The 21,782-nt window shown below is 68.6% G+C and carries 21 protein-coding genes; 12 read left to right on the forward strand and 9 right to left on the reverse strand.

Annotation, left to right across the window (positions count from 1 at the left end):
* Positions 1 to 19 precede the first annotated feature (19 nt).
* Positions 20 to 901, forward strand: coding sequence for a DMT family transporter (locus tag RBB34_RS09095; protein WP_306118897.1), 882 nt, complete (start codon positions 20 to 22; stop codon positions 899 to 901).
* Here RBB34_RS09095 and RBB34_RS09100 read toward each other — a convergent pair.
* Genes RBB34_RS09100 through RBB34_RS09115 form a run of 4 tightly spaced genes read right to left on the reverse strand, consistent with a single transcriptional unit; the run spans position 892 to position 4,984 of the window.
* Positions 892 to 2,010: an anhydro-N-acetylmuramic acid kinase gene (locus RBB34_RS09100; protein WP_306118898.1), complete on the reverse strand. Its 1,119-nt coding sequence runs from the start codon at positions 2,008 to 2,010 to the stop codon at positions 892 to 894. The two genes, RBB34_RS09095 and RBB34_RS09100, sit on opposite strands and share 10 nt — an antisense overlap.
* Positions 2,011 to 2,022: 12 nt before the next feature.
* Positions 2,023 to 3,036: a serine hydrolase gene (locus RBB34_RS09105; RefSeq protein ID WP_306118899.1), complete on the reverse strand. Its 1,014-nt coding sequence runs from the start codon at positions 3,034 to 3,036 to the stop codon at positions 2,023 to 2,025.
* Positions 3,015 to 3,971 (reverse strand): oligopeptide/dipeptide ABC transporter ATP-binding protein, encoded by a 957-nt coding sequence (locus RBB34_RS09110; protein WP_306118900.1) that lies wholly within the window; start codon positions 3,969 to 3,971, stop codon positions 3,015 to 3,017. The genes RBB34_RS09105 and RBB34_RS09110 overlap by 22 nt, the downstream gene beginning before the upstream one ends.
* Positions 3,968 to 4,984, reverse strand: coding sequence for an ABC transporter ATP-binding protein (locus RBB34_RS09115; RefSeq protein ID WP_306118901.1), 1,017 nt, complete (start codon positions 4,982 to 4,984; stop codon positions 3,968 to 3,970). Before RBB34_RS09115 ends, RBB34_RS09110 begins: the two co-directional genes overlap by 4 nt.
* Before the next feature lie 135 nt (positions 4,985 to 5,119).
* On the opposite strand from RBB34_RS09115, the gene RBB34_RS09120 reads away from it, so the two are divergent.
* The 5 genes from RBB34_RS09120 to RBB34_RS09140 all read left to right on the forward strand — a co-directional run bounded on the left by RBB34_RS09120 (position 5,120) and on the right by RBB34_RS09140 (position 10,100).
* Positions 5,120 to 6,619 carry an ABC transporter substrate-binding protein gene (locus RBB34_RS09120; RefSeq protein WP_306118902.1) on the forward strand — a complete coding sequence of 500 codons (1,500 nt, stop codon included), beginning with the start codon at positions 5,120 to 5,122 and terminating at the stop codon, positions 6,617 to 6,619.
* Positions 6,616 to 7,560: an ABC transporter permease gene (locus RBB34_RS09125; RefSeq protein ID WP_306118903.1), complete on the forward strand. Its 945-nt coding sequence runs from the start codon at positions 6,616 to 6,618 to the stop codon at positions 7,558 to 7,560. The genes RBB34_RS09120 and RBB34_RS09125 overlap by 4 nt, the downstream gene beginning before the upstream one ends.
* Positions 7,557 to 8,384 carry an ABC transporter permease gene (locus RBB34_RS09130; protein WP_306118904.1) on the forward strand — a complete coding sequence of 276 codons (828 nt, stop codon included), beginning with the start codon at positions 7,557 to 7,559 and terminating at the stop codon, positions 8,382 to 8,384. Before RBB34_RS09125 ends, RBB34_RS09130 begins: the two co-directional genes overlap by 4 nt.
* Positions 8,381 to 9,193: a GntR family transcriptional regulator gene (locus RBB34_RS09135; RefSeq protein ID WP_306118905.1), complete on the forward strand. Its 813-nt coding sequence runs from the start codon at positions 8,381 to 8,383 to the stop codon at positions 9,191 to 9,193. Before RBB34_RS09130 ends, RBB34_RS09135 begins: the two co-directional genes overlap by 4 nt.
* 145 nt (positions 9,194 to 9,338) lie before the next feature.
* Entirely contained in the window at positions 9,339 to 10,100 is a 762-nt protein-coding gene (locus RBB34_RS09140) for a dienelactone hydrolase family protein (RefSeq protein ID WP_306118906.1), read from the forward strand.
* Between the two features lie 63 nt (positions 10,101 to 10,163).
* Here the strand turns inward: RBB34_RS09140 and speE are convergent, their stop codons facing one another.
* Together speE and speD are read right to left on the reverse strand one after the other, a co-directional pair.
* Positions 10,164 to 11,060 (reverse strand): polyamine aminopropyltransferase, encoded by an 897-nt coding sequence (gene speE / locus RBB34_RS09145; RefSeq protein ID WP_306118907.1) that lies wholly within the window; start codon positions 11,058 to 11,060, stop codon positions 10,164 to 10,166.
* Positions 11,061 to 11,064: 4 nt separating this feature from the next.
* Complete coding sequence (gene speD, locus RBB34_RS09150) at positions 11,065 to 11,460, reverse strand: adenosylmethionine decarboxylase (protein ID WP_346432534.1); 396 nt, start codon at positions 11,458 to 11,460, stop codon at positions 11,065 to 11,067.
* Positions 11,461 to 12,024: 564 nt separating this feature from the next.
* On the opposite strand from speD, the gene RBB34_RS09155 reads away from it, so the two are divergent.
* The 4 genes from RBB34_RS09155 to RBB34_RS09170 all read left to right on the forward strand — a co-directional run bounded on the left by RBB34_RS09155 (position 12,025) and on the right by RBB34_RS09170 (position 16,689).
* A complete protein-coding gene (locus tag RBB34_RS09155; RefSeq protein WP_306118909.1) occupies positions 12,025 to 12,663 on the forward strand; it encodes a gluconate 2-dehydrogenase subunit 3 family protein in 639 nt (212 codons plus the stop codon).
* A 54-nt stretch (positions 12,664 to 12,717) separates the two neighbouring features.
* The gene (locus RBB34_RS09160) at positions 12,718 to 14,472 is read left to right on the forward strand and encodes a GMC family oxidoreductase (RefSeq protein WP_306118910.1); all 1,755 of its coding nucleotides are present in this window, start codon (positions 12,718 to 12,720) and stop codon (positions 14,470 to 14,472) included.
* Positions 14,472 to 15,806 (forward strand): DUF255 domain-containing protein, encoded by a 1,335-nt coding sequence (locus tag RBB34_RS09165; RefSeq protein WP_306118911.1) that lies wholly within the window; start codon positions 14,472 to 14,474, stop codon positions 15,804 to 15,806. The genes RBB34_RS09160 and RBB34_RS09165 overlap by 1 nt, the downstream gene beginning before the upstream one ends.
* 100 nt (positions 15,807 to 15,906) lie before the next feature.
* Positions 15,907 to 16,689 carry a ZIP family metal transporter gene (locus tag RBB34_RS09170; protein WP_306118912.1) on the forward strand — a complete coding sequence of 261 codons (783 nt, stop codon included), beginning with the start codon at positions 15,907 to 15,909 and terminating at the stop codon, positions 16,687 to 16,689.
* Between the two features lie 11 nt (positions 16,690 to 16,700).
* Here RBB34_RS09170 and RBB34_RS09175 read toward each other — a convergent pair whose 3' ends face one another.
* The 3 genes from RBB34_RS09175 to RBB34_RS09185 are packed head-to-tail and all read right to left on the reverse strand — an operon-like array spanning position 16,701 to position 18,937.
* On the reverse strand, positions 16,701 to 17,513 hold the full coding sequence (locus RBB34_RS09175) for a GntR family transcriptional regulator (RefSeq protein ID WP_306118913.1): 813 nt from the start codon (positions 17,511 to 17,513) through the stop codon (positions 16,701 to 16,703).
* On the reverse strand, positions 17,510 to 18,304 hold the full coding sequence (locus RBB34_RS09180) for a hypothetical protein (RefSeq protein ID WP_306118914.1): 795 nt from the start codon (positions 18,302 to 18,304) through the stop codon (positions 17,510 to 17,512). The genes RBB34_RS09175 and RBB34_RS09180 overlap by 4 nt, the downstream gene beginning before the upstream one ends.
* 12 nt (positions 18,305 to 18,316) lie before the next feature.
* Positions 18,317 to 18,937, reverse strand: a complete 621-nt coding sequence (locus RBB34_RS09185; RefSeq protein WP_306118915.1) for a cysteine hydrolase — start codon at positions 18,935 to 18,937, stop codon at positions 18,317 to 18,319.
* A 105-nt stretch (positions 18,938 to 19,042) separates the two neighbouring features.
* Here RBB34_RS09185 and RBB34_RS09190 point away from each other — a divergent pair, with 105 nt between their 5' ends.
* Both RBB34_RS09190 and RBB34_RS09195 read left to right on the forward strand, forming a co-directional pair.
* Positions 19,043 to 20,215, forward strand: coding sequence for an FAD-dependent monooxygenase (locus tag RBB34_RS09190; RefSeq protein ID WP_306118916.1), 1,173 nt, complete (start codon positions 19,043 to 19,045; stop codon positions 20,213 to 20,215).
* A 27-nt stretch (positions 20,216 to 20,242) separates the two neighbouring features.
* Positions 20,243 to 21,745: an aldehyde dehydrogenase gene (locus tag RBB34_RS09195; RefSeq protein WP_306118917.1), complete on the forward strand. Its 1,503-nt coding sequence runs from the start codon at positions 20,243 to 20,245 to the stop codon at positions 21,743 to 21,745.
* Positions 21,746 to 21,782 lie beyond the last annotated feature (37 nt).

The raw sequence follows: 21,782 nt of genomic DNA on the forward strand, positions 1-21,782 counted from the left end.
AGGCGTGGTAGTTGCCGCGATGAACACGCAAATCCTGCCCGCCCTGGCGCTGGCGATCTTCGGCCTTGCCGCGCTGACGGGCATGGACGCGGTCGCCAAATATCTTTCGGCCGACTTCGCCACCGACGAGATCCTGTTCCTGCGCTATCTCGGTCCGGCGGTCGCGCTTGCCGGCGTGATCGCGCTGACCGGCCGGCGCTGGCCGCAGCGACACTTCTTCGCCACGGCCGCCTTGCGCGCGGTCTTCATCGCGCTGACCGGCTTCCTGTTCTTCTTCGCCATATCGCGGCTGCCGCTGGCCACCGCGACCGCCATCGCCATGACCGGCCCGGTCTATATCGCCCTGCTGGGCGTGTTCGCGCTCGGCGAAGCCTGGAACAGATCGCTGACGGCGGCGCTGATCCTTGCGCTTTCGGGCGCGCTGACGATCGTGCTGGGATCGGCCAATTCGCCGCTGGCCGCCGGCGGCGACCCGCTCGCCTGGGCCGCCGCGCTTCTCGCGCCGGTGACCTATGCGGTCATGATCATTCTGTTGAAGCTGCATGCCGCCCAGGAAGGCGCGATCGCCATCGGCTTCGGCCAGGCCGTGCTGGTCGCCGCGATCATGGCGCCCTTCGCCCTGCCTGGCATGGCCATGCCCCAGGGCGCCCAGTGGTGGCCGGTCACCGGCATCGGCGTGCTCGGCACCGTGGGCATGCTGGCGCTGACCCGTGCGCTCAAGGCGCTGCCGGCCTCGCTGTTTTCCTTCGTCGACTATCTCTCGCTCGTCTGGGCGGCGCTGTTCGGCTACGTGTTCTTTTCCGAATGGCCGACCGTGCCGGTCTGGTTCGGCGCCGGTCTGATCATTGGCGGCTGCATCCTCGCCGCCACGCGCCAGCGCCAGCCGGACGCTCAGGGCTGAGCCAGGCGCCCGCCGCACAGCGGCTCCGGCACGCCCGTCGTCTCCGGAAAGCTCAATGGCAGGCCCGCGAGATGGCGCATGGCGAGGAAGGCAAAGCATTCCGCCTCGATGGCATCGCCCCGCCAGCCGACGGCCTCGGCCGGCACCGCCTCGACGCTGGCGCGCACCGCCAGCGCCGCCATCAGCGCCGGATTGCGCCGGCCGCCGCCGCACACGATCAGGCGGCTGGGCCGGACGGGCAGAAGATCGAGCCCCTTGCCGACGGCGGCCGCCGAAAACGCGGTCAGCAAGGCCGCCCCGTCCTCGGGCGAACAGCCCTCGGCCATCCCCATGGCGAAATCGAACCGGTCGAGCGACTTGGGAAAGGGCGCGGCGAGATAGGGATGGTCGAGCAGTTCGGCAAGCCGTGCCTCGTCGACCGTGCCCGCGCGCGCCAGCGCGCCGTCATGGTCCATCGGTCCGAGCCCCTGCGCCTTGACCCAGTCGTTGATCGGCGCGTTGGCCGGACCCGTGTCGAAGGCGATGAGCCGGCCGGCACCGTCGGTCCAGCTGACGTTGGCGACCCCGCCCAGATTGAGCACCGCCGTCTGCGGACCGGCGCCAAGCGCGCCGAGCAGCGCGGCATGATAGGCCGCCGACAAGGGCGCGCCCTGCCCGCCCGCCGCCATGTCGACGCTGCGGAAATCGAAGACCACAGGCACGCCCAGCTTTTCGGCCATCAGCGCCCCGTCGCCGAGCTGGCGCGTCGCGCCCTTGCGCGCCGCGGTGGGCGCCCGGTGCAGCACGGTCTGGCCGTGAAAGCCGACCGCCGCGATCTCGGTGAGCGCAAGCCCGGCCTCATCGACCAGCGCCGCCACCGCATCGGCCTGCGCGATGGTCAGCGCGCGCTCGGCCTCGGCGAAGATCGCCGGCTCCGGACCTTCGAAGTTCCAGGCGCGCGCCGCGTCGAGCGTACGCTCGAGCAGGTCCCGGATCGACTGCGGATAGGGCGCCAGCGTGTAGGCGCCAAAGGCGGCCACCCGTTCGCCATCGGTGCGTATCAGCGCGACGTCGATATTGCCGTCCAGCACGGTTCCGGTCATCAGCCCGACGGCCCATCTGGCCTCCATGGCGCGCACTCCTCAGTTGGCGTTGACGATGTCGCCGACATTGCGGCGCAATGCGTTGATGCCGGTTTCGACATGGCGCGACGGGTGCACGCGATTGGTCAGAAGCGACCAGGCGCGCCCGCGCTCGAAATCGAGCCACAGCCCCGTGCCGGTGAAGCCGGTATGGCCGATCACCGAGCCATTGCAGTCATCGCCGCCAGACCAGCCCGCATGCGGTGTCTGCCAGCCATGGCTGCGCGTCGGCCGCACCGGACTGCGCATCAGCGCGATCGTCTCCGCCGCCAGCCCCGCGCCGGCGAGCACGTCGCGCGCGAAATCGAGCACCGCGTCGATCGTGCCGAACAGCCCGGCATGGCCCGCCCCGCCGAGCGCGAAGGCGTTCTCGTCATGCACCTGCCCGCGCATCACCCGGCCGCGCCACGTGCAGCGCTCGGTCGCCGCGCACGCATCGGCCGGCGGCGCAAAGCTCAGGCCCCAGCCGGGGTCCATAGCGGCGAGCATGCGGCCGCGCAGCCGCTCGAGCGCAATGCCCAGCACGATGAAGTTGATGTCCGAATAGACCGGCGGGCCCTTCGGCCATTCGCGCTGCAGGATGAAGGCGCGCAGCGTCTCCGGATCCTGCCCGTAGGTGTAAAGCGGCGCCACCGCCGGAAACGGCGTGTCGTGCCCCAGGCACTGCCGGAACGTGACCTGCCGTTCCCAGCAGTCCGCATGGTACTGGCGATAGTCCGGGATCAGGCTGGTCAGCGGCGCGTCGAGATCGATCCGCCCCTTGGCCGCCTCTTCGAGCACCTGCGTGGTCGTGAAGATCACCTTGGTCAGCGAGGCCAGATCGAACCATGTCTCGCGCGAAAGCGCGACCGTCTCGGGCGCGCGCTGGGCAAGGCCAAGATGATGCACCGCCCGCGTCCCGTCCCGCGTGACAAGACCCAGCACCGCGCCGGGGATCGCGTCGGCCTCGACCGCCGCGCGCACCGGCGCAAAGGCGCGCGCGGCCAGCGCGTCTATTGCGTGTACAGATGACATGCGGTCTGGTTTCCCGGCAGCGGGTCCCTGCCCGGCTCCAGTTGCGGGCGCACCTTGCGGCACACATCCATCACATGCGGACAGCGATTGTGGAAGGCGCAGCCCGGCGGCGGATTGGCCGGGTCGGGCGGCTCGCCGACGATCGGCGTGCGTGCCTGCGAACGGCGAACGCCGAGCCGCGGCACGGCGGCGATCAGGGCCTGCGTATAGGGATGGCGCGGCGCGTCCATGATCTGGGCCGCCGTGCCGATCTCGACGATCCGGCCCAGATACATCACCGCGATCCGGTCCGAGACATGCCGGATCACCGACAGGTCGTGGCTGATGAAGACGATCGACAGCGACAGCTTCTCGCGCAGATCGGCGATCAGGTTGAGGATCTGCGACTGGATGGAGACATCGAGCGCCGAGACCGACTCGTCGGCGATCAGAAGCTTCGGCTCGAGCGCCAGCGCCCGGGCGATGGCGATGCGCTGGCGCTGGCCGCCCGAGAACTCGTGCGGGTAGCGCCGCGCCGAATCCGCCGGCAGGCCAACGAGGTCCAGCAGTTCGGCCACCCGTGCGCGCCGCGACGCCGCGTTGCCGACGCGATGGACGATCAGCGGCTCGGCGATGACATGGCCGACCGTGTGGCGCGGGTTGAGCGAGCCGAACGGGTCCTGGAAGATGATCTGCAGGTCGCGGCGATAGTGCTGGAAGCGCCGCCGGCCGACCGTCATCAGATCGGTGCCCTCAAAGACGATCTGGCCCGCATCGGGCTCGACCAGCCGCAGCAGCGAGCGCCCGAGCGTCGACTTGCCGCAACCCGATTCGCCGACCACGCCCAGCACTTCGTCGGCGCCCACGCTCAGCGACACCTCGCTGACGGCCTGCACCACCGCGCCGCCGGGCCCGGGATAAGTCTTGGTCAGTTGCCTGACTTCCAGCAAGGTCATGGCACCGGGTTCCAGCAGGCGTGCTGATGGTCATCGTCGGTCAGCACCGGCAGCGTCGACCGGCACACATCGATCGCCGCCTCGCAGCGCGGATGGAACGCGCATCCGGGCGGCCGCCTGCCGGGCGCGGGCACCGTCCCGCCGATCGCCGGCAGCCGCGCGCCGGGCGTGTTGGCCGACGGAATGGTCTTCAGTAGCGCCTCGGTGTAGCGGTGGCGCGGATGGGCGAACAGCGTCCCGGCATCGGCCTGCTCGACGATGCGCCCGCCATACATCACCGCCACGCGGTCGCAATATTGCGAGACCACGCCCAGATCGTGCGTGATCAGCAGCACGGCCATGCCGCTCTCGCGCCGCAGATCGTCGATCAATTCGAGGATCTGCGCCTGCACCGTGACGTCGAGCGCCGTAGTCGGCTCGTCCGCGATCAGCAGGCGCGGCTCGCAGGCAAGGGCGATGGCGATCATCACGCGCTGACGCTGGCCGCCCGAAAGCTGGTGCGGATAGCGCATGAGTGCCGTCTCCGGCGAGGGAATGCCGACCCGCGCCAGAAGCTCGGCGGCACGCGCATTCGCCGCCTTGACCGAAAGGTCGCGATGCAAGAGCAGCATCTCGCGAATCTGGTCGCCAATGGTGAAGACCGGATTGAGCGAGGTCATCGGCTCCTGGAAGATCATCGCGATGTCCTCGCCGCGGATCGCGCGCAAAGCGGGCTCGTCGAGTGCGGACAGGTCGCGCCCGTCGAAATCGATACGCCCCTGGGGAATGCGCATGGGCGGCTCGGGAATGAGTCGCACGATCGACAGCGCTGTCACCGACTTGCCCGACCCCGATTCGCCGACGAGCCCGACCATCTCGCCGGCGTGGATATCGAGGCAGACCGCCTCGACGATCGGCGTTGCGCCCGCATGCACATGCAGGTCGCGTATGCTCAGCAGCGGGCTGGTGGGAGATGGCGGCGTCAACGGGGCGATGGGCTCGAACGGGACGTGAGGAAGCGGCAGGACAGGCATCTTGCCTAAGCCGAGATAATACCATACGCTCGGAATTGTCCAGTCTTGTCATAAACTGGTATTATCCGGACAGGCGGCTCCGGCCGGTCGTGCCTGTCCGCCACCCCGAGGCCGGGGCAACAGGGAGAGTAAGCTATGCATCTGAAGACACTGGGCGCCGCGCTCGCGCTGTCGACCTGCATCGTGGCGGGCGCGCAGGCCGCCACCCTCGACATTGCCGTCGACTCCTCGCCGGCGGGTCTCGACCCGCATCTGATCACCGCCTTCAACTCCGTCGTCATCGTCGGCGACACGGTCTATGAGGGCCTGACCATGATCGCCGAGGATCTCTCGGTCCAGCCGGCGCTGGCCAGCTCCTGGGAGGTCTCCGACGACGGCCTGAACTACACCTTCGAGCTCGAGGAGGGCGTGACATTCCATGACGGCTCGGCCATGACCGCCGAGGATGTCGCCGCCTCGCTGCGCCGGGTGCTCAGCGAAGAGGTCGCCTCGCCGCTGGCAAGCCGCATTTCGCCCATTACCGACATCACGGTCGTCGACGACACGACGATCTCGCTGACGCTGGACGCCCCCTTCGCTCCGATCCTGACCTCGCTCGCCGGCATCGCCATCGTGCCCGCCGAGATGGAGAGCGACGTCGAGTCGCTGCAGCAGACCCCTGTCGGCACCGGCCCGTTCAGGTTCAACGAGTGGAAGCCCAACGGCTATGTCAGCCTGGTCGGCTTCGACGACTACCGCCAGGAAGGCCTGCCCAAGGTCGACGAGGTGCGCTTCAACATCGTGCCGGAGGCGGCCACGCGCCAGGTCGGGCTGTCCAGCGGCCAGTTCGAGATCCTGCCCGGCGTCGACCCGGCGACGGCGCTGCAACTGCAGGCCGCGCCCAGCGTGACCGTGCATGAAACGCGCGAATTGTCCTACACGCTCGTGGGCATGAACGCCGAGCGCGCGCCCTTCGACCAGGCCGTGGTGCGCCGTGCCTTCAACATGGCGCTCGACCGCGGCGAGATCATCCAGGGCGCGCTGTTCGGCGCCGGCGTGCCGGCCGGCCCGCTGAGCCCGGCGCTCGTCAACTGGGCCGTCGATACCGACAGCTTCGATTGCTATGCCAGCGACCCCGAAGCGGCGCGCGCCATGCTCGAGGAGGCCGGCATCGAGCTGCCGATCGAACTGTCCATGAACGTTCTGCCGCGCCAGGATGTCAAGGACATCGCCCAGGTCGTCCAGCAGCAGGCCGCCGAGGCCGGCTTCGAGATCGAGCTTCTCAACCAGGAGATCGGCCAGTTCGTTCAGGACTGGCGCAATTCGAACTTCGACCTGTTCGCCTCGGCCAATGGCGGCAATCCCGACCCGGACGGCTATTTCTACCGCACCTTCTACGGCGGCGGCTCGACCAACGTGTTCAAGTATGACGACGCCGAGATCAACCGCCTGCTCGACGAGGGCCGCACCACGACCGATGCCGCCGCGCGCAAGGCCGCCTATGACGCGATCCAGAACAAGCTCGCCTGCGAGGGTCCGATCGCCCATATCGCCTATGGCACGCTGGCCACGGCCGTCCACGACAGCGTCGAGGGGTTCGAGATCAACCCCAATCGCCGCCTGACCAGCCTCAAGCAGGTCTCGCTGAGCGAGTGATCCGTGCCGGCCGGCTGCTCGATCTGGCGATCGTCCTGTTCGGCGTGTCGATCATCGTGTTCGCGATGATCCGGCTGATCCCGGGCGATGCGGTGGCGATCATGCTGGGCGCCAATACCGAGATCACGCCCGAGCGCATCGCCGAGCTCGAATCGCGCATCGGCCTCGATAGGCCGCTCGTCACCCAGTACATCGACTGGATATCCGGCGTGGTCACCGGCGACCTGGGCACCTCGCTGTGGACCGGCCGGCCCGTCGCCGCCGAGATCGGAGCCAATCTCTGGCCGACCCTGCAACTGACCTTCATGTCGGTTCTGGTGGGCGCCGTTCTCGCCGTGCCCATCGGCTGCTTCATGGCCGAGGCGCGCGGCAAGACAGCCGACGTGCTCGTGCGCATCGGCGCCATTGCCGGGCTGACGATCCCTTCCTTCTGGCTGGGCATCGTGGCGATCTTCCTGCTGTCGCGCTGGCTGCCCGGCTTTTCCTCGCTGGGCTATGTGCCCTTCTTCGAGGATCCGCTCGAAAACCTGCAGCGCATGGCGCTGCCGGTCATCGTGCTGGCGCTGCCCATGCTCGCCAACCTGTCGCGCCTGGTCCGTTCGGCCATGCTCGACGCGCTCGGCCAGGATTACATCCGCACCGCGCGCTCCAAGGGCGCCGGCCGCCGCCGCATCGTCTACCGCCACGCGCTGCGCAATGCGCTGATCCCCTTCATCACCTCGGTCGGCGTGGCGACCGGCTATCTGCTCGGCGGCGCCATCGTCATCGAGCAGGTCTTCGCCATTCCCGGTCTCGGCCAGCTTGTCCTGGGCGCCATTTCCGAGCGCAACTATCCGCTCGTTCAGGCAACGATCCTGGTCATGACGACCGCCTTCGTCATGGTCAATTTCGTCGTCGACATCCTTTACGCCTTCATCGATCCGCGCATCACCCAGAAATGATCGCCACCCTGACCCGCGACAAGCTGCTTTTCTTCGCCGTGATCTTCGTGATCGTGCAGATCGGCCTGGCCGTTTTCGCGCCGCTGATCGCCGGCGACCCGTTCGCCCAGATCATGGCCTCGCGCATGCAGGGCCCGTCGGCCGACAACCTTCTGGGCACCGACCAGCTCGGCCGCGACGTCTTCGCGCGCATCCTGTTCGGCTATCGCACATCGCTGCTGACCTCCGGCACGGCCGTGCTGCTGGCGCTGCTCGTCGGCGGCTCGCTCGGCATGCTGGCGGCCTTCTATCGCGGCTGGTTCGACCGCATCGTCATGCGGCTGATGGACGTTCTGTTCGCCTTTCCCATCATGCTGCTCGCCATCGGCATCATCGCCGTGCTCGGACCCAACGCCTTCAGCGCGGCGATTGCCATCGGCATCGTCTACGTGCCGATCTTCGCCCGTCTGCTGCGCGGCCCCTCGCTCGTCATCTGCGAAAGCGAATACGTGATGGGCGCGCGCGCCATCGGCGCGTCCGACGTGCGCATCGTCTTTTCGCATCTGCTGCCCAATCTCGCCTCGGTGATCCTGGTGCAGGCGAGCCTGCTGCTGTCGGCAGCGATCCTGGTCGAGGCCTCGCTGTCCTTCCTCGGCCTGGGCGCCCAGCCGCCCATTCCCTCGCTTGGTCAGATGCTTGCCGAGGGCCGCAACTTCCTGCTGCTCAGCCCGTGGCCGGCGGTGTTCTCCGGCTTTGCGATCCTGTTTCTGTCCTTCGGCTTCAATCTTCTGGGCGATGCGCTGCGCGACACGCTCGACCCGCGGCTGAGGGGACAGGAGCAATGAGCCTGGAGCCGCCGCGACCCGACGATCCCGCCGCCGGCCGGCCGGCCCCGCTGACCATCATCGAGCAGATCGTCGCCGGCCTGCCCGCGCCGGGCGTTTCGGCCAACCCGCTCTATTTGCAACTGGCCGGCGCGATCCGCGCGCTGATCGAAACCGGCGCCTTGAAGGATTCCGAGGCCCTGCCCTCCGAGCGCGATCTCGCCGCTGCCACCGGCCTTTCGCGGGTCACCGTGCGCGGCGCCATCGACACGCTGTGCGAGGAAGGGCTGATGGCGCGCCGGCGCGGCGCGCGCAGCTATGTCACCGCGCAGATCGACCAGCCCCTGTCGCTGCTGGTCGGCTTCACCGACGACATGAAGCGGCGCGGCGCGACGGCCTCCTCGCGCGTCATCGAAAAGACCGTCTCGCTGCCCAGCCCCGAGGAGTCCCTCAAGCTCGCCCTGTCGCCGACCGATCGCGTGGTCCGGCTGACCCGCATCCGCATGGCCAATGGCGAGCCGCTGGCGCTCGAGCGAGCCGTCGTGCCGCTCGAGGCGGTCCGGCCCGAGCAGATTGGCGCGTCGCTCTACAAGGCGCTGCACGAGAACGGCTTTGCCCCCCATCGCGCGCTTCAGCGCCTGCAGGCGGCGACCGCCAGCGCCCGCGAGGCCGAGCTTCTGGAGATCGATCCGGGCAGCCCGATCCAGCAGATCGAGCGGCTGAGCTATCTCGCCAACGGCCAGCCCATCGAGATGACGCGCTCGGCCTATCGGGGCGACCGCTTCGACTTCCTCGCCGAACTGCGCGTCGAGGTGCCCGGCGGCGCATAGCGCTGCCGGCGCAGCGAGGCCGGCATCACGGGACCGGCCTCAAGGGCCGGCGCTCGGCGCGATCACATTGCGTCCGACCGCTTCTTGAAGGTCGCACGGCTGGCGCTAGCTGACGAGGCGGTCACAGCCCTAAGAGGATTGCCCGATGAAACATTCCGTAACCTGCATTGCCTTTGCCGCCTCGCTCGTCGCGACCGGCGCATCCGCCGAAATCGTCGGCGAAACGTTCGAGTACACGGTCGGCGACACCGTGTTCGAAGGCTACGCCGCGCGCAACACCAATCTCGAACAGACACGCGGCACCGTGATGATCGTCCATGACTGGGACGGCATGACGGCTTATGAAGAACGCCGCGCCGACATGCTCGCCGCGCTTGGCTACACGGCCGTCGCCATCGACGTTTACGGAAGGGACACCGATCCGCAGTCGGTCGACGAATACAGGCAGTTGTCGGGTGCGCTCTATCAGGACCGCGACCTGTTCCGCGAGCGCCTGCTCGGATCTCTCGACGCGATCTCCGATGTCGAAGGCAGCACCGACGATGTGGTGGTGATCGGCTACTGCTTCGGCGGCGCGGCCGTCCTTGAAATGGCGCGGGCCGGCGCCGACGTCGAGGGCTATGTCAGCTTTCATGGCGGGCTCGGCACGCCCGAGGGTCAGGACTACGCGGCGACCCAGGCGCCGGTGCTGCTCCTGCACGGTTCGGCCGATCCGGTTTCGGGCATGTCGGACCTCGCCACGCTGATCGACCAGTTGCAGTCCAACGGCGTCGAGCACGCCGCACGGGTTTTCGGCGGCGCACGCCACGCCTTCACGGTCTGGGACTCACAGGACTACGATGCCCGCGCCGACCGCGGCTCGTGGAACGCCCTGCAGGGCTTCCTGCAGGAAAACCTGGGAAGCTGACACGACCGGCGGCGCCCGCCAGAGCCGGCCGGCGCCGCCCCGCATGGTGGGCGGAGCGGCCGGTCAGATCTGCCCGCGCCCCTCTTCCACCGCCTCTTCGATGAAGCGCGGCAGGGCGAAGGCGGCGCGGTGCACCGCCGGCGTGTAGTAGCGCGTCGAAAGGCCCGCCTGGGCGAAACGCGCCGCAAGCGTTTCGAGCGGCACGTCGGCCTTGGCCGCATCGTCGGTGGCGAACCCCATCGCCATGTGCCCGCCCACATAGGTCGGGATCGCCGCCACATAGGCCGTCGACAGCGCGAACGAGCGGCCCAGATCGCGCATCGAGCCGACCAGTTCGTCCTTCTGGAAGAAGGGCACGCCGTTCTGGGTGACGGCGACGCCGCCCGGGGTCAGCACCCGGTGCAGACCGGCATAGAATTCCGCCGTGAACAGCACCGCGCCCGGCCCGACCGGATCGGTCGAATCGACGATCGCCACGTCGAACCGGTCCTCGGTCGTCGCCACATAGTCGGCCCCGTCGGCGATCACCAGGTCGAACCGGTTATCGTCGAAGACCGGCGCGTTGAAGTCGCCGAAATGGGTGCGCGAGAACTCGACCACCGACGCGTCGATCTCGACCTGCGTCAGCCGCTCGACCGACTTGTGCTTGAGCACTTCCTCGGCCATGCCGCAATCGCCGCCGCCGATGATGAGCACGCGCCTGGCCGCGCCGTGCGCCAGGATCGGCACATGGCTCATCATCTCGTGATAGATGAACTCGTCGCCCGTGGTCACCTGCGTGATGCCGTCGAGCATCAGCACCTTGCCGAACGCCGCGTTCTCGATCAGCGCCAGTTCGAAATGGCCGGTATCCTCGTGATGCAGCACTCGCTCCGCCTTGAAGGCGAAGCGCACGCTTGGATAGAGGTTCTCGGCGAACCAGCCCGCCGCGCCAAAGGCCCGTGTCTTGTCATCGGCCATCGGCTCACACGCCCTTGCCGCGCAGCAGTTCCGACACCGCGATGCGCGCGGGACTGAACGCCCGGCGCAGCACCTCGACGCACTTTTCCGGCCGGGCATCGCCGCACATGAACACGTCGAGCGCCGCATAGCCGTTCTCGGGCCACGAATGGATCGAGATGTGGCTTTCGGCCAGCACCGCCACGCCCGAAACGCCCGCCACGTCGCAGCCCAACGGCTCGAAGCGGTGCAGATGGATGTGCAGGAGCGTCGCCCCGGCGGCCTCGACGCATTCGACCATCGCCCTTTCGATATGCGCGATGTCGTCGAGCCGTTCGGCCTCGAAGAGGTCGATGATCAGATGCGCCCCGGCGCACTTGGTGCCGTTGCGTTCGATGAAGTGGTCCTTCGGCAACGCCATTGCGGCGGCAAAAGGCACGTTCGTATCTTCCGTTTGGGTGGTGCTTTGGTCCGCAAAGTCCATCCCCAATTGGAAGAGGGCGTCGTTGGTCATGGCGCTCTCCCCAACCAGCAGATGTCCCGGCTCGTGCCGGAGCCGCGCAGGTATTGGTTTTGCCTGTCACAATCAACCGGGTCGACGCACTTTTTCGCCCGGCGCCGCGCGATTCTTCTGACTGGCGGCGGCGGGCGCCGGCACGGGCGAAAAAGTCCGCCCGCGCCGGAACCGGATCGTTGCGCGCGCATTGCGCCTTCACAGGGCGCAATGCGGGAGGATGCCGCGCCATGATCCGATTGTTTCCGACAAGCAGCGAAGCGACGACCGTGATCCGGCTCGCCCGGCCCCGGCGGCCGTTCGCTCGCAGGAGGTTCGGCGCCCTGGCCGGCTGACCCGCCGGCGCCATGGCCGCGGACGGCGGCGACTCGCGGTTCGCGGCTCGACAGTCGGGATCGCGCCTTGCCGGCCGACCCCGACGCAACCTGCCGCCACGGACCGCCCGTGCGCGGCACGAGAAGGGAGCCAGACATGACCACCCAGCAACCCCCGACCTCTCAACGTCCACCCTGGACACAGCTGAGCCGGCGCGGCGTGCTGCGCATCGGCGTGGGCGGCACGGCGGCGGCCATCGCCTATCATGCCAGCGCCCTCGATCTGCTGGCACAGGAGCAGCAGGGCTACGCGGTCTTCAACGTGACCGACGGCCGGACCATCGAAGCCATCGTCGAACGCATCTGGCCCGAATCCGACACCCCCGGCGCGGTCGAGATCGGCGTTCCGCGCTATATCGACAACGCCCTCATCGGCGCCTACCAGCACAAGCAGCTCGACTATCACAAGGGCCTGCGCAACCTCGATGCGGCCGCAAGGCGCATGCACGGCACCGTGTTTGCGGCGCTCGAGCCCGATCAGCAGACCGCCTTGCTCGAGAGCATGGAAAACGACGAACTCGACGAGTTCGACGAGGGCGAGGGCTCGGAGTTCTTCTCCACCATCCACCAGCACACGATGGAGGGCCTGTTCGCCGATCCGATCTATGGCGGCAACAAGGACATGGCCGCCTGGCGGGCCGTCGGCTACCCCGGCCCGTTCTACGCGATCTCCGAGCAGTCCCAGCAGAGCTTCGAGCCGCTCGATCTGCCCATGCAGAGCATCACCGACCTTTGAACGCCGCCTGCCCGGCCAACGGACAGGACGACACAGAATATCCGGAGGAGAACCATGGCCGTACAACCCAGAAAAGACGTCGTCGTCATCGGCTACGGAGCCGCGGCCGGTCCGGTCTCGCTGGAACTCGCCCAGGATGGGCGCAGCGTGATCGTGCTGGAGTCGGGCAAGCGCCGCACGACCGAACAGGATTTCCAGCGCGGCTCGTTCGACACGCTGCGCTGGCGCACACGCGGCGAGATGCTGCCCGGCCCCGAGCGTGCGCCGATGACCTATCGCAAGTCCGAGGACGAGGACGCCCTCCCCGCCAGCTACATCATGGCGTCGACGGTCGGCGGTGCCTCGGTGCACTGGTCGGGCCAGTCCTGGCGCTATTACGAGGACGACTTTCGCGTCAAGAGCCGCATCGAGGAACTGTACGGCGATACCGGCAGGCTCGACTATCTGCAGGAGGATCGCGCCGCCATCCAGGACTGGCCGATCTCCTATGACGAGGTCGAGCCCTTCTACGAGAAGGCCGAATGGCAGATCGGCATTGGCGGCTGGCCGGGCAACATCGATGGCGAGATCCGCCCGGTCAATCCCGAGGAGGGCAACCCCTACGAGGCGCCGCGCAAGCGCGACTATCCGTTCCGGCCGCTGCGCGACAACGCGACCGACCTGACCTTCCGCCAGGGCGCGCTCGAACTGGGGCTTCGCCCGTTCCACGTGCCCACCGCGATCACCACCGAGACCTGGACGTCCGATCTGGGCATCACCCGGCCCGGATGCACCTACTGCGCGTTCTGCACCAGCCATGGCTGCTGGAACGCGTCGAAGTCCTCGAGCCTGGTCTCGCTGCTGCCGGCCGCCGAGGAACTCGACAATTTCGAGATCCGGACCGAAGCCCATGTCATCCGGCTCAACCACGAGAACGGCCGCGTCACCTCGGTGACCTATGTCGACGAGCAGGGCGATGTCCACGAGCAGCCCGGCGACATCTTCATCCTGGGCGCCTATACGTTCCAGAACGTGCGCCTGATGCTGCATTCGGGCATCGATGCGAACGGCCAAATCGGCAAGTATTTCATCAACCGGCCGTCCATCAAGGTCAGCGCGACCTTCGATGACCGCTACCTCAATGGCTGGAACGGACCGGCCGTGCAGCGCCAGGGCGTGGACGACTTCAATGGCGAGAACATCGCCGAGCGCAAGCTCGAACTGGCCGAGGATGCCTTCTTCATCCGCGGCGCGTTCATCGGCTCGCCCAGCCAGCGCTTCCCCTTGCAGACCTTTGGCGACCATCCCGACGACATTCGCGGCTGGGGTGCCGAGTACAAGGACTACTTCACCGAGAACCTGAACCGCTACATCTCGCTGCAGCTCCTGATGGAGCCCCTGCCCTATGAGGACAACTACATCGACCTGGACCCGAACTACACCGACCGCTTCGGCGTGCCGGCGGCACGGGTGACCAATCGCGTCCACAGCAATGAAGAGCGCATGGGCCGCTTCATCCACGATCGCGGCGTCGAGATCCTCGAGGCCGCCGGCGCATCGCGCATCTGGGGCAGAGCCGAAGCGACGGCGCGTCCGACCATGACCCACGATCTTGGCGGCGCCCGCATGGGTGACGATCCGGCGAATTCGGCGACCAACCGCTATTGCCAGGTCTGGACCATGCCCAACCTGTTCGTCGGCGGCGGAGCGGTGGCGCCGACCATGTCCGGACACAATCCGACCGAAACCATCTGGATGCTCAGCTACTGGATGTCGGATGCGATCCGCAACGGCAAGGTGAACCTCGACGACGCGTCGGACTTCAGCTGATGGCGACCGCAACCATGGACGCCCGCCCGGCGGCCGATGCGGTCGCCTGGCGTGACTTCACGGGGGGGCTGGCCGAGGCCGAACGGCGCGGCCTGCCGGTCCTGGTGTCGTTCGACCCGGGCTGGACCACCGCCGGTCAGCGCCTGGCGCTGATTGTCGACCGCGATGCCCGGCTGCGCCGTGCCATGCGCGAAAGCTGCGTGCCGGTGCAGGTCGACCCGCTCGACCGGCCCGACCTTGCAGACCGCTACCAGGCCGAGGCGGCCACCCTTTGCGGCTATCCCGGTCCGCCCACGCTGCTGACCCTGCGCCCCGATCGCACGGCCCTCATCGCGTTCACCTCCCTGCTCTTTGAGGGCGACGGCCACCATGCGCCCTCGCTCGCCTCGATCCTGCTCGCAAGCGCGGCGGCCCTGGCTGGCGACCTGCCGGAGGCGGGCGAGCCCGGCGCGGCATCGCCGGACCACGCACCCGCGCGCCAGCCGGCACTGATCGATCCGGCCGGCCTTGAAGCCCTTGCCGACCGCGCCGAGACCGATGCCGCCGAACGCGACCGCCTTCGCGCAACGCTCGGCGCGATCATCGATGGTGGCGTTCACGACCGGATCGGCGGCGGCTTCCACCGCGGCAGCCGCGATCCGGGCTGGATCGTGCCGTTCTTCGAAAAGCCGCTCGCCGAAAACGCCGCCATGGCCGCCCTGCTCGCCCGGGCGGCATCGATCCTGGACGAGCCCGACCTTGCAGAATGCGCGGATCGGACGGCGGCATTCGTCTTCGCGCAGCTACTCGCCGATCCCGATGCACAGGCGATCGGTGCCGACAGCGATCACTACACCTTCACGCCGCGGGAGTTCACGAAGATCGTGCCACCGCAAGCGTCCAAGACCGCGGCCATGCATTTCCACATGACGCAGGCGCCCGTGCCGCATGTGATTCATGCCGCTCGCAGCGCCGAGGATATCGCACGGACCGAAGGCACGGACCTGGTGACGATCCGGCGGGACATCGCGCTCGCAACCGAGCATCTGGCCCGCGCCCGCGCCGCCCGCCCCGCACCGCCGCTCATCGCCCGGCCGGCCACCGACCGGACGGCGACCCTGCTCGAAGGTCTGATCCGGGCAAGCGACCGCGGCTGCCTTGCGGATGGGCGCGATGCCCTTGCGACGATGGCGTTCGACCTTCTCTCCGCCCGTGAAATCGCGCCGGGCCGGGGCTGGCGCCACACACGCACGGGCAAGCGCGGCTATGCCAGCGACGAGGCGGCGGCGCGCGTGCTGGCCCGACGCGCAAGACAGAGCTTCGACGAGGTCCGTTTCGACCGGTTCCTGACGTGACCTCCGGCCCCCGGCGGTGCGGGCCCGGATCGCTCGTTCTGCCGCAGCGCCCGATCCGCGCGGGTGGCCTATCCGTTGATCAAGCCAGGGGGCCGTTCGCTTGGACCCGCTTTCGCCGATCGCACTGGGTTTTCTTGGCAGCCTCGCCGCCGGGCCGATGACGGCGGCCGGCGCGCTTCCGGTGCTGTTTGGACGCATCCCCTCGCGCGCGATGCGTGACCTCTCGCTCGGCTTCGCCGCCGGCGTGATGCTTGCCGCCTCGTTCTTTTCGCTGATCATTCCAGCGCTCGATGCAGCCGATGCGCGCTTCGACAGCGCGGCCGCCCCGGCCGCGGTGGTGTGTCTGGCCATTTTGCTTGGCATGGGCGCGGTCGCGTTGCTGAACGAGCGCCTGCCGCACGAGCATTTCGCCTCGGGCCGCGAAGGACCCGAGGCGGCCGCGCTCAGACGCGTATGGCTGTTCATCGTCGCCATCGCGATCCACAACTTTCCCGAAGGTCTCGCGGTCGGAGTGGGCTTCGGGGCCGAAGGGCTCGACAGCGGCCTGCCGCTCGCCATCGGCATTGGGCTGCAGAACGCGCCCGAAGGGCTTGCCGTCGCCGTCGCGCTCCTGGGCGAGGGCTATGGCCGATGGCGCGCCTTTGCGATCGCCGCCCTGACCGGTCTGGTCGAGCCGGTCGGGGGACTGCTCGGAGCGGGGGTCGTGACGCTGTCGCAGCCGCTTCTGCCCTGGGGCCTCGCCTTCGCCGCCGGCGCCATGCTCTACGTGATCAGCCACGAGATCATTCCCGAGACCCACCGCAGCGGGCATCAGAACAGGGCCACGCTCGGCCTGGCGATCGGGCTCGTCATCATGCTGTTTCTCGATGTCTGGCTGGGATGACCGCTCGCCGCTCAAACGCCGCTGTTGGTGGTCGACCAGACGATCTGCCCGGCTTCGCCGCCATCGACCCGTTCGAGCGTCATGTCGAGCTGGTAGGCATCGGGCCGGTAGTGCACGACGATGTGCTGCACGGGCCGGCGCCGCGTATCGCGCACCACCCGGCGCACCCGCAACAGCGGCGAGCCGACCGCGACATCGAGGACCGACGAAAGATGCCGATCGGCCAGCACCGCCGTCACCGACTGCGCGGCGGCGCCGATCCGGTGCCCGGCGGCCTCGATGAACGCCAGGATCGGCCGCGACTCCAGCGCCCCTCGGTCGAAGGTCCGGCCGATATCCTCGGGCAGGTAGGTCAGCATGGAAGAGAACGGCACGCCGGCATGCATGCGTCGGCGTTCGACACGCTGGACGGGCGCGTCGGCAGGCAGTTCGAGCGCATCGGCGATCTCCGGTGGCGCGGCGACATAGTCGAACGACAGCACCTCCAGGCGCGTCGTCGCGTCGATCTCGACCAGCGTATCGACGAGCCCGGCGAAATCGGCCTGCATGGCCCGGCTGGGAACCGTGTCGGCGACCACCGTCCCCCGGCCGCGATTGCGCACGACGAGCCGCGCCCCGGCCAGTTCGTTCATCGCGCGCTTGGCCGTGATCCGCGAGACATTGTGCAGGCTCGACAACGCCTCTTCGCTGGGCAGGCGGGCGCCGCCGGCCAGTTCGCCGGTCAGGATCTTCTGGCGGTAGAGCAGGAACAGCTGGTGATAGAGCGGTGTCGGATCGTCCGGATCGATGCCGGCGCGGGCCGGGCCGCTTGCCGTCCGCGTCATGGCTCGCTCTGCGTCCCCTCGGGCGCGAACAGCATGCGGTAGCGCGCCCGCCAGCTCTCGCCGCCGATCCAGCGCCGCAGGCTGTCGCGATCCGGCTCCTGCCCGGCGCCGCTTCCGGCCAGTGCCCAGATCAGCGCGAGATTGCAGGAGATCGCCGGTGGCCCGCCCTGCTCGGCCAGCGCGAGCAGCGGGCCAAGCGTTGCCATGCCGGTGCCGAGCATGACGATCGCATCGCAGTCGCCGGCCGAAAGACGCCGCGCCGCCGCCAGCGTGGCATCGCCTTCCAGCGCATAGATCGGGTGGAACTCGCCGCGGGCAAGGTCCGGCCCGACCCTTGCGGCCACGGTGAAGCCGACGCTCCGCCAATAGGCGCCGCAGGCCGTATCGAGCGCACCCGGATAGGGCGAAACGAGGCCGATACGGCGCGCGCCGAGCGCCCGCAGGGCGGCGATTGTCGCCGAGGCGGCCGTGTGGACCGGCACGTTGTGGCGTTGCGCCAGTTCGCCGATCAGCTCCGCCTCGCGCTGCGCGCCGATCAGATAGGAAGGGCCCGTGCAGCCCACGCCGAGCGCCGTGATCGGCGCGTTGGCGAACTCGCCGGCCACCGCGGCGAACTTTTCGGTATAGTCGACCAGGCGCTCCTCGATGGTCGGCCGGTTCGAGGTCAGCCTGGCATTGATCATCGACCACCCCGGCGGCATCAGCGCCCACAGTTCGGGCTCGACGGTGGTGTTGGCCTGCGGCGTCAGCATGCCGATCAGCCCCGCCCGGCCATAGTCGAGCCGCGCCATCGCGCCGCCTCCTCAGGCGCCAAGGACCGCCTCGGCGGCCTCCTCGCACCGCAGGACCGTGGCGATCGAGCCCATGTCGGTTATGGCCGTCTCGTGCGCTTGCCGCGAAAACGCGCCGCAGCCGTCTTCGAGCACGCCCACGCGCAGATCGCGGACATGCGCATCGCGCACGGTCGAGGCGACCCCGCCATTGGTCACGATGCCGGCGACCAGCAGCGTGTCGATGCCGACCTTGCGCAGAACCCATTCCAGCCGGGTCATGTAGAACGCCGAATAGGCCACCTTCTCGACGACCAGATCGGCCGGCTGCAACCTGTCGACCAGCCGGTGACCCCATGCTCCGGGCGCAAAATCGCCCCTGCCCAGGAATGGCCGCAGCGCCTTCAGATGCGGCGAGATCAGCGGTTCGTCATTCTTGCCGGGCACCAGGGTGAACTGCGTCGAGACGACCCAGCCGCCCTTGTTCCGCAACGCGTCGGCCACGGGCGCAACGCGCGCGGGCAGCGCCGCGATTGCATCGCTGGTCTGTCCACCGCGCGCATAGGCTCCGTCAGGGTGCAGGAAATCGTTCTGCAGATCGACGATGAGCAGCGCCGTGGTGGACGCGTCCCGGACAAGAGCGGATTCGGGCATGGGAAGACAACCTCGGGGTTGGCAAAAAGGGTTTCACGACGCGCCCGAAACGGTATAAGAATATACCATTATGTCAATCAACATGTCAGTGCCGGGCCCGAACGCATGCATCCTGTCCTGATCGTCGGGGCCGGCCCGGTGGGCCTGACGCTCGCCTGGCGGCTGGCATGCGCGCAGCTGCCCGTCATGGTTCTGGAAGCCGAGCCGGCCATCTCCGACCAGCTTCGCGCCTCCACCTTCCATCCGCCCACCCTCGACATGTTCGATGCGGCGGGCATCACCGCCGAACTGGTCGCGGCCGGCCGCATCACGCCGCAATGGCAGATCCGCCACCACGAGACCGGCGACAGGGTGGTGTTCGACCTTGCCGCCATCGCCGGCGACACCGGCCATCCCTATCGCCTGCAGTGCAGGCAGGCAGTGCTGTCGCGCGCCCTGCTGGCGCGCCTGCCTGCCGGCACGGTACGCTTTTCGGCCCATGTCGACGAGGTCGGCCAGGATCACGAGGGCGTTTCGGCGCGGATCGGCGAGGACACGGTGCGCGGCTCCTGGCTTGTCGGCTGCGACGGCGCGCGCAGCGTCGTGCGCAAGGCCATGGGCGTCAGCCTTGAGGGGCAGACCTATCCCGAGCACACCATCCTCGCCACCACGCACCTGCCCTTCGAGGATCATCTGCCGGGCCTTTGCGGGGTCAACTACATCTGGGAGCCCCGCGGCACCTACTCGCTGCTGCGCCTGCCCGATGTCTGGCGCATCTCGCTGCATCCGCGCGCCGGCGAAACGCCGCAGGCCGCGCTCGAGGACAGCGCGCTGCGGGCGCGCACGGCCGAGCTTCTTCCCGATGCGCCGCCGGTCGAGATCGTCGAAAAGCGCATCTATCGCGTGCATCGGCGCATCGTCGACCGCTATGTCGCCGGGCGCATGGTGCTCGCCGGCGATGCGGCGCATCTGAACAGCCCCAAGGGCGGCATGGGCATGAATGGCGGCATCCACGACGCCATGAACCTGGCCGACAAGCTGGTCGCGGTCGCGAACGGGGCGCGCGCCGAACCGCTGCTTGCCGCCTATGAGCGTCAGCGCCGGCCGATCGCGGCCGACGAGATCCTCGCCCGGGCCGACGCCAACCGCGCCCGGATGAACACCACCGATCCGGCCCGGCGCGCCGCCCATCTGGCCGAGCTCAAGGCGATCGCCGCGCACCCGGACCGGGCGCGCACCTTCCTGCTCGGATCATCGATGATCGCCGGCCTGCGGCGCGCCGCGGCGTTGGCGGCCTGACACACTCACCACGGGAGAAACCATGCCATGAACCAGGCCTTTGAGCTGCCAATCGAGCCGCCCCGAACGGTCACCGGCCGCGTGGGCGACGCGGCGAGCGCCGGCGGCGGCGCGGAGATCCCGGTCGTCTATCCGGCTACCGGCGCACAGGTCGCAACGCTGATCGAGGACGGCGCCGACGCCGTCGGCGCCGCCGTGGCCTCCGCCCGTGCCGCCTTCGACAGGGGCGAATGGCCCCGCACCGGCATCGAAAGGCGCGCCGAAGTGCTGCGCGCCTGCCGCCAGACCGTGCTCGACCATGCCGACGAACTGGCCCGGCTCGAATGCCTGAACACAGGCCTTGTGTTCCGCGAGCTGCGCGAGCGCCATCTCGTCCGTGCGGCCAACAATTTCGGCTTCTTCGCCGACTACATCCTGCAAGCCAAGGGCGACCGCTACGACCAGGCGGACGGCTTCGTGACCACCGTGGTGCGCGAGCCCGTCGGCGTCGCCGCGCTGGTCGCGCCATGGAACGCGCCGACCGCGCTCGCCTCGATGAAGATCGCCGCTTCCATCGCCTTCGGCAACACCTGCGTGCTCAAACCCTCCGAGCAGACCCCGCTGGCGCTGGCCCGTCTGGTCGAATTGCTGCTGCCGCACCTGCCCGAGGGCGTGCTCAACCTGGTCAATGGCCGCGGCCCGGTCACCGGCGCGGCGCTCGTCTCCGATCCGCGCGTCGATCTGGTCAGCTTCACCGGCGGCACCGGGACCGGCAAGCAGATCATGGCGGCCGCCGGCGCCAATCTGACGCCCTGCACACTGGAACTGGGCGGCAAGTCCGCCAATGTCGTCTTCGCCTCGGCCGACATCGAGCGCGCGCTGGACGGCGCGCTGGTCGGCATTTTCTCCAACAACGGCCAGCAATGCCTGGCCGGTTCCCGCATTCTGGTCGAGCGCACGATCTTCGACGACTTCGTCGAACGCTTCCACGAACGCGCCGCGCGCATTGTGGTCGGCGATCCGATGGCCGACACCACCGAGATCGGCCCGCTTGCCTCCGAACCGCATATGCAACGCGTGCTCGGCTATGCCGATATCGCCCGGGCCGATGGCGGGCGCCTTCTGACCGGCGGCCATCGCCGCGAGGATCTGGGCGAGGGCTTCTTCATCGAGCCGACGGCGGTGCTGGCAAGGTCCAACAAGGACCGCGTCTCGCAGGAGGAGATCTTCGGCCCCTTCGCCACCTTCCTTGCCTTCGACACGATCGACGAGGCCATCGCCATCGCCAATGACAGCGCCTTCGGCCTTGTCTCCTATGTGTGGTCCGATCATCTGCCCACGGTGATGCGCATGACCGAGGCGCTGCGTGCCGGCATCGTCTGGGTCAACACGCCGCTGATGCGCGAATTGCGCGCGCCCTTTGGCGGCATGAAGGAATCGGGCGTCGGTCGCGACGGCGGCGAGGCCTGCGAAGCCTTCTACACCGAGCAGAAGACGGTCACGATCCCCACCCGGCCGGTCAGTCTGCGCCGCTACGGCGCCGGCGGCTGACACGGCGACCGGCGCCGCCCGGCGCCGGCCCCTTGTC

The sequence above is a fragment of the Roseitalea sp. MMSF_3546 genome (genome assembly GCF_030732865.1).
GTDB lineage: Bacteria > Pseudomonadota > Alphaproteobacteria > Rhizobiales > Rhizobiaceae > Roseitalea.